Source organism: Ilumatobacter sp., from assembly GCF_030065885.1.
GTDB lineage: Bacteria > Actinomycetota > Acidimicrobiia > Acidimicrobiales > Ilumatobacteraceae > Ilumatobacter.
On sequence record NZ_JASJCS010000140.1, the window covers coordinates 1 to 11,021 of the forward strand.

Genomic DNA, 11,021 nt, shown 5'->3' on the forward strand with positions numbered 1-11,021 from the left:
AGTCCGCTCCCGTCCGAGAACGTCGCCGTACTCCGCTTCAAGATCTGCCTTCGCTACAAACACGCCGTGGTCCGGGAGATCAGCGACGTCTACCTCGAGCACACCGGCTGGGATGCCTGCCTCGGCCTCGTCGACCAATGAGGAGACGTGGAGTCCGAACCCTGCTGGCCCGAACAGCTTGTATGCATTGACGAACTCGTTCGCACCTCCGAGCGCAACGACGGAGATCCCCTTCCGATCCAAGTCGATCGCCTTCAGGCGCGCAACCGCTCGCAGGATGGTCTCGTCGGACGGACCCTCGACGAGGATGACGCCTTGCGCCGTCAACGGCTCCAGAACCGAGTCGACCCACCAATGGCTGTAGAATTTCGGGTCCGACTCGACCGCCCCAGCAGGCAGGTAGCGGGCGGCGTCTGAGGTGAGCGCGACCACTTCGCTCGGCCGGAACGCCCGCACGACGGCTGGGGCGTGAGTGGCGACGAGTCGCTGACCGGGCTTGTCCGCGATCAGCCTTGCAATCCGCGCTTGAGACCGCGGATGAAGGTGAATCTCAGGCTCATCGATCGCAGTCATGGCTGCGCCCCCGCGAACAAGTAGCTGCAGACTGATTACTGACAACGAGCGGATGCCGTCGGACTGCTCGAGGAGCCCGACTGGGTCGCCTCCTCCGGGGGCAAGTCGGACGTCTACGTCACCGAGCGGGTCGTGGCTCGACGGCAACTGAATGGCTACGTCGTCCACCTCAACTGCAACCGGATAGACCTCGGTGAGTGCCGTTGCGATCTGAGCACGCAAGGCCTCCAACGCGGCCGCATCCGCGAGGCTCGCGTTCAGGGACTCGATCGCACTCAGGATTGCGGCGTGATCTTCGCCCAGGTCGACTGCGCCGAGGAGGGCGCCCACAGCACCAGTACGCGAGCGTCCGAGTTCGCGTTCGGCGGAGCGAGTTGCATGAAGGTGTGCCCACCGCAGATGTGTGAGATGACGGGAGAGAATCGGAATCGGCGGACCCCCGTCCTTCACGAACTCGCGCTGCACCTCGACCGCTGCGGGATCATCAACCGACTGGCGAACCTCCAGCCGCACGGTAAGGGCAAAGGAGCCGTCCGCGAGAACCTCGATCTCGTCCGGGAACGCCGCCTGAGCGTCGGCATCGAGGTCGGCAAGAGTGAGACGCACCACGAGCGGATCCGTAGCGACGCGTAGGGCTCCCGGCGAGAGCTCATTCAGGAGCCGGCCATTCGACCAGGCCAGAGCAGCGTCCAAGAGGCGAAGAACGGTGCTCTTCCCGGACTCGTTCGGGCCAACGAGGACCAGATGCTCGCGCACGTCCACGGACATGGCTGGACACCACGCGCAGTTCTCGATCGTGATGTGCTTCAGTCTCACGAATAGTCCCTTGCACAGGAACGTCGAACTAGCACCTGGCTCATGGCCGAACCTGCGAACGACCGGCGGGCGGGATGGATCGCGTGCCGGCCCGCACGGCATCGGACGCTTAAGTCGTTGCGGCAACTGGGAATCCATCTCGGAGCATCGGCGTGCTGCTCGATCCCCGACATCCCCCTATCGTTGCACGGATTCAGTCTCGGCCGTGCCTGAATACCATCGCTGTTCAGAGGTTCCGCACCTCAGTGCTGAGGGCGTTCCAGTCCTGGTCGTCGAGCATGTGGGTCCCTCCTCCCATGCCAACACGGGACCGCAGTTCGCTGATCAGGTTGAGCTGGTGGTCAAGGAGGGCTTGCTGCATCCGGCAGATTCGTTCGAGGCGGTCGACCCGCTGTTTCGTTTCCATCGAAGCCCATCATCCGCGATGGGTGTGACAGAGATGATGAGCGAACCGTTCTGGACGCTCAGCCTGCGACCGAGGCGGAAGCTCTCCTGGGTGGTCAACGATCGGCCTCCCCACGGCTACAGCTCTGGAACCGGAAGGGCGATAGCTGGGCTCCGAGGCGTCGCACGAGCCGAGGCGCCAACCCGTTTGGTGAGACGGCGCCACTTCTCGATCGCAGGGACGTCGATTCGGTCGGTCTCGATCACGCACTCGAGGCGCTCGATCGCGTGCTTGAGGTCGGGCGCGGCGACGTGGACGGCATTCCGCTGACGCCCGCGCGTCGCTCCGACATACAGGCCGCGTTGGGTCGTGGCGTCGGTGACGAGCGTGATGCTCTCGTCGGTGGTGATGCCTTGCGCGCCGTGCTCGGTGGTGGCGTAGGCGAGGGCGACGAACTGCTTGGCGTAGTCGGCTGACACCACGACTCGGCGGTCGCCCTCTGCGAGGGTCAGCGAGCCGTCCGAGTCGATTGCCTCGGTCGTCCAACGTTCCCGGTTGCGGACGTAGTCGTCGTCGCCGGAGCGGAACGTCCGGTCGTTGCGGCGGGTTGCTACGACGTCGCCGACGAACGCTGGGCTGCCCGCGATGAAGATGCCGCTGTCCGGGTCGAGCTGACCGGCTCGGAGTCGACCTCGTTGGATGTGCCGGTTGATCTGGTCGACATCGTCGTTGCGGGTCGTCGTGATCGACAGGCTCACGCCTCGTCGGCGGCAGTCGAACCAGTGGTCGGCGATCGCAGCCATCTGGTCGTCGAGGTCGCCGGGGACGAGGCGGTCGCGCTCGGCGTACTCGGCGACGACCGAGGTGTCGGCGGCTCGGAGCCGGAGGGTGGCATCCGACTCCCATTCGTTGGTGAACCGGTGGAGCTGGTCGAGGTGGAACACCCGACTGCGTTCACAGAGGTGAGCGAACATGCCGCCTCGGCCGACGGCGCTCAGTTGCTGCGGGTCACCGACGAGGACGAGTCGCCAGCGGTGCCGGTCGGCGAGTTCGACGAGCTCGAAGAAGTCGGCGGTGCCGAGCATTCCTGCCTCGTCGATGATGACTGTGGCGCCGTTGGGAACGTCGAGCTGCTCGGGTCGGGCTCGGTGCTCGTGGAGCAACTTGGCGACTGTGTCGGCCGGCATGCCCGTCTCGCTGGCGAGCACGCGTGCCGCCTTGGCCGTCGGCGCGAGGCCGATGACCGGCCGTCGGTCGTGACCGAGTCGCCCGGCGGCGGCGCGCAGCATGGTGGTCTTGCCGGCGCCGGCGGGGCCGACGACGAGCACCATCGGGTCGGCTCCCGCCACGGCCTCGGCGGCCGCGTGCTGGCCGGGGTCGAGTCCATCGGCCGAGATGGGTGCCGACGTCGGTTCTGACTGCTGTGCGTCGAGCGACCACGTCGAGATTCGCTGCTCCTGCGCGAGCACGAGGTCGCTCGTCGCGTGCGTCTCGGTCGGGTCGGTCCAGATCGAGCGGCCGTCGCTACGGCGGATCGGCGACGCGCCCGCGGGCGGGTCGAGAGTTCGCGACGCGGCCGTCACCTCGACGGCGAGCGCGTCGAGGCGGCGCGCCCGGGTGAGTCCGTCACAGTCGGGAGGCGCCTGGGTGTGGTCGGCGAGCCAGCGGACGACGTCGAGGTGCTGCCAGGTCGACCGCTCCTCGGCGAGACCGACGATGACCGACTCGGGAGTCGGGAGGACGCCGGTCGGGAGGTGTCGGGAAGCGGCTCGGGAGACTCCCGATTCGATGTCGGGAAGCCCGTAGCCGATGGCGGTCGCCTCGGCTTCCCAGGCGATGCGGAGCTCGGCGGCGGTGAGGCCGGTCTTGTGGTCCCGGGTGTCGGTGGCGACCTCCCGCTCGATCGCCGAGCGCTCGTACCGGCTCGCCTCCCGACCCTCCCGGGAGCGGAACTCGTCGAGCCGCTCCCGCAGCTCGATGTCGATCTCCTCGGCGCGCTTGGAGAACAAGCCGAGCAGCTCGATCGGGAAGCCGGCAATCTCGGCCTGGCCGTTCTTCACCTCGCCCCACGCCACCCCGTACCGGCGGGTGACCTCGGCGCGCAGCGCCGCCTGGTACACCCGGCCGAACGTCGACTGGTGTTTCATCAGGTTGCGGGCGTCGAGGGCGAGCCACCGTCCGTCGGCGGTGCGGACCTTGGACGAGATGACGACGTGGGTGTGCAGCTGCGGGTCGTCGGCCCGGCTGGTCGACTGCCGGAACGCTGCGGCGATCAGGCCTTCGGTGTCGAGGTACGTCCGTGTCCCGTTCGAGCGGACACGCGTGGTTGCGGCCCGGCGCTCGATCGCGTCCATCGCTGCGGCGACGGCGACGTCGTGGCACTCGGCGAGGCCCTCGTCGCCGGTGAGTGCCCACCAGACCGACAGCGATTTCGGCGCGGAGAAGGTCGGGTCGAAACCGATGACCGACGACACCGCCTTGCCGTCCTTCCGGTAGCGGGTGGTGAACTCGCCGCCGAGCCTCTCGCCGGTGCGGGGGTGGTGGCCCTCGAGGATGCGCTGGAAGTCCCACGAGTCGACCTCGTCGTAGCGGCCGAGCAGTGCAGCGCCCCGACCCATCCAGCGACCCGGCGGCTCACCTCTTGCCTTCGTGAGGTACTCGTCGAGGTACTTCACGACCGCCCTCGACGCGCCGTGGTGGATCGCCCTCACTCGGAGCATCGCGACCCCCGCCCGGCCGCGGGCAATTGTCTTCTTGAGTATTCGGGTGTGATCGTTCGGTGGTTGGTCATTGGGGTGAGGGGTCAGGTGGTGAACAGTTGTGGGGTGCTGTTCGTGGGGTGAGGTGGGTGAGTCGGTTCGGTGGTGGTCGACTCGTTGGGAGGTGTGGTGTTGTCGGTGGTCGACGCGGTGTCGTCGTGGTCGGGTTCGTCGGGATGGACGAGGGGCCACGGGATGGGTCCACCGATCAGCGCTTCGAGCGCGTGGCGCGGGAAGCGGAGCTGGCGGCCGACTCGAACGCACGGGATGCCGTCCTCGCCGCCCGTGGCGAGGAACCGGTTCGCCGACTCGTAGACGTTCGAGCGGCCGATGCGAAGCACGAGCATCGCCTCCTCCGCCGTCAGGAGCGGTGGGGTCTGGATGTAGACGTCGGCAGCGGTCATGGGATGCACCTCCACCTCCCAACACGCCGGCGAGAACGCAGTCCGTTTCATCGACGACGACCTGCCCGTCCGCCCCGAGGTCGTCCGGCATGGATTGACTGACGACCGGCCGGTTGGAACGGTCGGCGTTACCTCGGCAGACCCGCAACTCCCTTGCGGTGGAGGCCTCAGCAGCGGATACTGGAACTGCCGAGGCCCGAGGGGCTGAGGAAGTGGACCCGCATGGCGGCCGGACGACCGGAGTGCGGGTCTCGCGCTGTTCGGGCGTCGTACGATGCAGAGATCCACCTGCCCGCTTCGTCAGGCAGGCCCGGGGCCGGCCTCAACGGGCCGGCCCCTGTGCGTTCCGGGCGAGTACTGTGAGATCGTCGTCGGCCAGCGCCGGCGGAAGTGGACCCGGAGAACCGCCGGACGGCGGAAATCCGGGTTCTGCGCGTCGAGGCCTTGCCGGATCGAAAGCGACGGTTCAGACTGGTCTGCGCTGAGGCCCGAGGGGCTGAAGAAGTGGACCCGGGCGACGGCCGGACGACCGTAGCCCGGGCTCTGCGACCCGGGTTGATTTCCGAGGACCAACGGCCGAAAGTTGTCTCAGCTGCTACGTACTGTTCGTAGCGGAAGTCGATCAACCCCGGAGTGCCAGGCCGAGGACCTGAAAGGGTCGTCTAGGACGGGAGCCGGGGCTTTCGCATGCTGGAGGGCACCGATCGTCACCCCGGCAGCTCCCCCACAAGCACGGACAACACCTGGTCGACCTACTGCCGGGCGTCCGCGATCGTGGCTCCTGTAGCGTGTTTACATGAGCGATCTCGCCCACAGCGATGACGATGCCCCTCGCGGGTTGAGCACGCTGCCTCCGGGACTCACGGAGGAGCAGTTGCGAGACGCGCCCGTTCTCGCATCGGCGGATCAGCTGATCATCGAAGATCTCACCGAGGAAGAGTTCGAGGCGTTCGAACGAGCCCTCGATTCGTGAGGCTGGTCGTCGACACTGGCGTCTTCAGCGCGTCGCTCGTTCCGAAACGTGCGATCCGGCTCGCATCGCACGTCAAACACCTCAGCGGCAATCAGCTGTTCCTCGCGGCGGCGACGGTCGCCGAGCTGAGATTCGGGGCGCTCCTCGCCGGATGGGGCGACAAGCGCCGAGACCAACTCGAGTCTCGCATCTCGACAACCACGGTGATTCCTGTCGACGACCTACTGCTCACGACCGTCGCTCAGCTCAGACTCACCTGCCGAACCAACGGTCACCCACTCGCCGATGCTGCACACGCAAACGACCTGTGGATCGCCGCGAGCGCTGTCCACATCGGCGCACCGATCGTGAGCGCCGACAAGGTCTTCCGAGACGTCCCGGGCCTCGAACTGCTCGACTGACGGTCAGTCGCCGAAGAGGCCGGCGATCTTGTCGGCGCTGTCGCGCTTCACGGCTTGGGGGACGTGGCTGTAGGTGTCGAGGGTGACGGCGATCGCCGAGTGGCCGAGCTGCTCCTGCACGACCTTCGGGTGAACGCCGGCCTCGAGCGCGAGCGACGCCATCGTGTGCCTTGTGTCGTGCAGCCGGATCTTCGGCACGCCGGTCTTCTTCACGGCGTCCTCGAACATCTTGGTGAAGCGGTGCGGGTGGTACTCGACGCCGGCCTCATCGGCGAACACGTAGCCCGAGTCGGTCCAGTCCGGGCCGAGCGCAAGCCGCTCCTGTCGCTGCCGGTTGAGGTGTGCCCGCAGCGCAGCGATCGTCGCCGGGGCGAGCAGCAACTGGCGCTGGCTCTTGGCCTTCGGCGTGGTGATCACCACCTGATGATTCGCCGTCGTCCGCTGCTGCGCGACGGTGAGCGTGCCGGCGCCGAGGTCGACGTCGCTCCACCGGAGCCCCGCCAGCTCGCCGCGTCGGAGGCCGGTGTGCAGCGCGAGCGTCCAGAGCCCGATGAGCCGGTCGTCGGCGAGCGCGTCGAGGAAGCGGCGTGCGTCGTCGGCCGACCACACGGTCAACTCCTTCGGCTCGCCCTTCGGCACCCGCGTCGCCGCAGCCGGGTTGGTGACGATCAGGTTCCACCGCACCGCGTCGGCGAGCGCCCGGCGCAAGATGCGGTGGGCGAGCTTCACCGATGCCACCGACAGCGCTCCCCCATCACGTCGACCCGACTCGAGCAGCACGCCGTGCCAACGCTTCACGTCGATCGGCGACAGGTCGGTCAGCCGCTTCGAGCCGAGATACGGGTTGATGTTGCGACGGATGATCTGGCCGTAGTTCGTCCACGCCGTGAGCGCCAGCTCGGTGCGCACCCCCTGGTGCCACTCGTCGAGGAACGACTGCACCGTCGCCTTCGACGGCGGCGCGTACGTGCCTCGCTGGCGATCGGCGAGCGCCTCGTTCAACGCGGCCTGCGCGTCCTTCTTCGTGCGGAACCCGCCGACCTCCTGTTGGCGTCGGCGGCCACGGTCGTCGAGGCCGAGATCGAGCCGGTAGCTCCACGTCCCACCCTCGGTTCGAGGCTTGCGGACCGACCCCTTCACGGGGACGACGCTACCTCGATTTCACGAATGCACGTGGGCAACCCGTGGGCACGGAGCCGAGCTTCTCACGAGCGCACAATCTCTTATGCACTCTGATCAGGGCTTTCGTTGGAGCCGGGTGCGAGAATCGAACTCGCGACCACATGATTACAAGTCAAGTGCTCTGCCAACTGAGCTAACCCGGCGATGCGGGCATCACGCTAACGGCCGACGCGAGGTTCGGATCAGATCGTCCGGGTCCGGTTCAGAGTTCGCGCCAGGAGACGAGCTCGCCCGTGACGATGATCCGGTACTTGAGGCTCGTCGGCGCCCAGGCGTCGGGGTAGGCCGACTTGGTGCGGTCGTAGCCGACGGTGCAGGCGATCAGCGACAACGTCGTCCCCGGATGGTTGCGGGTGGCCTGCAGGATGTTGCTGTTGTTCGAATTCGTCAAGTCACGACGAACGTAGCGATACGTGTACTCGCGCCCGTCACCCGTGGTGACCGTCCACGTGTCGCCAGGGCCGAGCCAGTGCACGTACCGGTACGGCCCCCCGGCGTCGGTGCGGTGAGCGAACAGCGAGACGTGTGCCTCCTGGCCCATGAACCCGGTGCCGGCCCAGTGCCAGCTGTGCCCCGAGTTCGTGATGGCCGTCGCACTACCGGTCTTCACCTGCGAGGTGAGGCCGATCTTCGGAACCTTCAGCACCCACTCGGGCGGCGCCGCGGGTGGGGGAGGGTTCTGGTACTGCGCCAGCTGGGGGATCTTCGGTGAGCCCGTGAAGTAGCCGGCGAGGTCGACGATCACGTGGGCCCCGTGCGACGACAGGACCTGGAAGCCGTGCTGCGACGTGACCGGTGTGATCACGTGGTTGGGCACCACGGCGCCGGGTGCCGAGACGTTGACGTTCGATGTCGGCGGGATCGGGAGTCGGGCGGCGCTGATGGTGAGGAAGCCCGGGCCTCGCGAGTTGACGCACGTGAGGTTGGCCACGATGGCCGACGCGTTGGCCGCTGCCGCCGCCGGAAGCTTGCCCTCGACCACCCAGTTCGGCCACAGGCGGCCGATCTCGCCGGGGTCGCGCGTGTCGAGCAGACGGTCGGGCTCGAGCGGGACGTACAGGCCGACGCTCGACAGGCTGCTCGTCGAACCGGTGAAGTAGCCCGCGATGTCGACGATGATCTTGGCCGGGGTCAGCGTGAAGACCTTGATGCGGCGGCGACCGCCGACGGTCTCGACCGGGACGATCACGCCGGCGGCGCGGGTGTCCCAGGCCCGGGTGACGTTGAGGCTCGACGTCTTCGGCTCGGTCGTGACGCTGTACGGCAGCGCCGTGAAGAACCCGGGGCCGGTGGTCTCGGTGGCCGTGAGGTTGATCACGACCGACGACGCCTCGGCCGGCACCCACGCAGTGACGTCGACCACGGTGAAGCTGCGCGCGCCGACGAGGTTGGGGCGGGTGTCGATCGCGCGTTGCGCCGTGGCGAGACCGACGAAGCGACCCTCGCGAACGGCACTGTCGACCGGCTCGTAGTACCCGAGCACGTCGACGATGACCTCGGAGGCGGCGAGCGTGTAGAAGTCGACGTGGCCGTTGTTGCCGACCTTGACGGTGGCGAGGTTGGCGTTGACGTCGCCGGGCATCATGTTGAGGTTGCTGACGAGCGGCAGCGACTGCCCGGTCGGGTAGACCGTCACGAAGTTCGGCTGGCTGTGGTTGACCGCGGTGACCGTCAGCACGGCTGCGCTGGCGTTCGACGGCACGCCGTTGCGACCGGCGACCTTGACGCGGATCCGGGTCGGCGTGATCTGGTTGTACGGCGCCAGCGAGGGATCGCGGGTGTCGGCGATGCGGATCGCGGTCGGGAGCGGCTTGAATTGGCTGGCGCCGGCCGGGACGGCGGCGTGCGCGAGGCCGTCGGGGATGACCGAGGTGAGCACGCCGGCGCCGGCGACGGCGCCGACGCCCTGGATGAAGCGGCGGCGACCGAACGGCTCGGTCGCGTGCGGCGCGAGCACCTGGTCTGGGTGGGTGGTTTCGGTGGGATCGGGCATTGCGAATTACCTCGGGTCCGCGCCTTTCAGGCTAACGATCAGTGCTGTCGGTGTCTCGAGATTTCGTAGGTGGCGAGTGCGGCCGCGGCCGACACGTTGAGGGAGCTGAGCCGACCCAACATCGGGATGCTGACGATCAGGTCGCAGCGTTCCCGCACCAGCCTCGACAGACCGGCGCCTTCGGCACCCAGCACCATACAGATACCTTCGGTCGCGAGGTCGTCGAGCTCGAACAGGCTCCGGTCGGCGGCGTCGTCGAGGCCCACGACCCAGATCCCGGCATCGCGGATGCGCTGCAACGCGCTGGGCAGGCCGGAGACCACGGCGATCGGCACGTGCTCGATGGCGCCGGCCGACGCCTTCGCGACCGTGGGCGTGACGTGGACGGCTCGGTGCCGGGGCACGACGACCGCGTCGACGCCGGCGCCGTCGCAGCTGCGGACGATCGCGCCCAGGTTGCCCGGGTCGGTGACGCCGTCGACGGCCACCAGGAACGATGCGGCCTTGCCCCGCCGGCGGAGCGCCTTGGCGAAGTCGGCCTCGGGGAGCGGTGCCGCCATCGCCAGCACGCCCTGCGGGGCATCGGTGCGGGCGGTCGACTCGAGCGTCTTGCGAGCGACGTAGGCGACCGGCACGCGGTTGGCCTGCGCGATCGCCTCGATGTCGTCGACCGCGTCGGTGTTGCGGAGCTCGCCGGAGATCCAGATCTCGTGGACCTTCCTGCGTTGCGCCAGGAGCAGCTCGCGGACGGCCTGCCGCCCCTCGATCTGCTCGCCGCCGAGACCCTTGTCGCGACGTGGCTTGGCCTCGCCCTCGCGCCGGACGCTGCCGGTGCGCCCCGCACCGCGGCTGCGCGGCGGGCCAGACCGTCGACCGGCCGCGGCGCGGCCGCCACGACCCTGGCCCGGCCCGCGCCGGCCCCTCGTCGACTTCGTGCTCACGTCGGCCTCTCGATCAGCGCGACGGCCCACGCGGCGATGCCCTCGTGGCGACCGAGCGCGCCGAGGCCTTCGGCTCTCCGACCGGCGACCGTGACCGGTGCCCCCGCGGCGGTGCTGAGGTTGCGCTCCATGTCGTGCTTCTTCGGCGACAGCTTCGGGCGTTCACACACGACCTTGACGTCGATGTTCCCGATCGACCATCCCGCTTGTCTCACCAGATCGGCAACTCCTGAGAGAATCTTGAGCGAATCCGCGTTCTTCCACGCGGGATCGGTGTCGGGGAAGTGCTCGCCGAGATCGCCGAGACCGGCCGCGCCGAGGAGCGCGTCCGCGGCGGCATGCGCCGGCACATCGGCATCGCTGTGGCCGTCGAGCCCGCGTTCACCCTCGAACGGGCAGCCGCCGAGAACGAGCTCGCGGTCGGCGTCGTCGGAGAAACGATGGATGTCGAACCCTTGCCCGACGCGGATCATTCCCGGCTCGCTCATCGTGAAGCCGATCAGGCGGTGCCTGCGGCCTGCCGGACCCAGTCGAGGTCGGCCGGATGGGTGATCTTGCGATTGGCCTGCTCGCCCTCGACGACCACGACGCGGC

The 11,021-nt window shown here is 68.2% G+C and carries 10 protein-coding genes and 1 tRNA gene; 2 read left to right on the forward strand and 9 right to left on the reverse strand.

Going from position 1 to position 11,021, the window contains the following annotated elements:
- The 4 genes from QNJ12_RS21155 to QNJ12_RS21170 form a co-directional block, all read right to left on the reverse strand.
- The coding region (locus QNJ12_RS21155) for an ATP-dependent endonuclease (RefSeq protein ID WP_300625742.1) at nucleotides 1-1,389 on the reverse strand (1,389 nt) is incomplete at its 3' end.
- A gap of 226 nt (nucleotides 1,390-1,615) precedes the next feature.
- Nucleotides 1,616-1,795, reverse strand: a complete 180-nt coding sequence (locus QNJ12_RS21160; protein ID WP_300625744.1) for a hypothetical protein — start codon at nucleotides 1,793-1,795, stop codon at nucleotides 1,616-1,618.
- A 116-nt stretch (nucleotides 1,796-1,911) separates the two neighbouring features.
- Entirely contained in the window at nucleotides 1,912-4,485 is a 2,574-nt protein-coding gene (gene mobF / locus QNJ12_RS21165) for a MobF family relaxase (RefSeq protein ID WP_300625746.1), read from the reverse strand.
- A gap of 92 nt (nucleotides 4,486-4,577) precedes the next feature.
- Entirely contained in the window at nucleotides 4,578-4,937 is a 360-nt protein-coding gene (locus QNJ12_RS21170) for a helix-turn-helix domain-containing protein (RefSeq protein WP_300625748.1), read from the reverse strand.
- A gap of 796 nt (nucleotides 4,938-5,733) precedes the next feature.
- Here QNJ12_RS21170 and QNJ12_RS21175 point away from each other — a divergent pair.
- Together QNJ12_RS21175 and QNJ12_RS21180 are read left to right on the forward strand one after the other, a co-directional pair.
- Entirely contained in the window at nucleotides 5,734-5,910 is a 177-nt protein-coding gene (locus QNJ12_RS21175) for a hypothetical protein (RefSeq protein ID WP_300625749.1), read from the forward strand.
- Nucleotides 5,907-6,311: a PIN domain-containing protein gene (locus QNJ12_RS21180; protein WP_300625750.1), complete on the forward strand. Its 405-nt coding sequence runs from the start codon at nucleotides 5,907-5,909 to the stop codon at nucleotides 6,309-6,311. Before QNJ12_RS21175 ends, QNJ12_RS21180 begins: the two co-directional genes overlap by 4 nt.
- Before the next feature lie 3 nt (nucleotides 6,312-6,314).
- On the opposite strand, the gene QNJ12_RS21185 is transcribed toward QNJ12_RS21180, so the two are convergent.
- The 5 genes from QNJ12_RS21185 to ispF form a co-directional block, all read right to left on the reverse strand.
- The gene (locus QNJ12_RS21185; protein ID WP_300625752.1) at nucleotides 6,315-7,451 is read right to left on the reverse strand and encodes a tyrosine-type recombinase/integrase; all 1,137 of its coding nucleotides are present in this window, start codon (nucleotides 7,449-7,451) and stop codon (nucleotides 6,315-6,317) included.
- A 109-nt stretch (nucleotides 7,452-7,560) separates the two neighbouring features.
- A tRNA-Thr gene (locus QNJ12_RS21190) sits at nucleotides 7,561-7,636 on the reverse strand.
- Between the two features lie 59 nt (nucleotides 7,637-7,695).
- Nucleotides 7,696-9,486: a sortase gene (locus tag QNJ12_RS21195; RefSeq protein ID WP_300625754.1), complete on the reverse strand. Its 1,791-nt coding sequence runs from the start codon at nucleotides 9,484-9,486 to the stop codon at nucleotides 7,696-7,698.
- Nucleotides 9,487-9,524: 38 nt separating this feature from the next.
- Nucleotides 9,525-10,427: a 23S rRNA (guanosine(2251)-2'-O)-methyltransferase RlmB gene (gene rlmB, locus QNJ12_RS21200; RefSeq protein ID WP_300625756.1), complete on the reverse strand. Its 903-nt coding sequence runs from the start codon at nucleotides 10,425-10,427 to the stop codon at nucleotides 9,525-9,527.
- On the reverse strand, nucleotides 10,424-10,915 hold the full coding sequence (ispF, locus tag QNJ12_RS21205; RefSeq protein ID WP_300625758.1) for a 2-C-methyl-D-erythritol 2,4-cyclodiphosphate synthase: 492 nt from the start codon (nucleotides 10,913-10,915) through the stop codon (nucleotides 10,424-10,426). The genes rlmB and ispF overlap by 4 nt, the downstream gene beginning before the upstream one ends.
- Nucleotides 10,916-11,021: the final 106 nt, after the last annotated feature.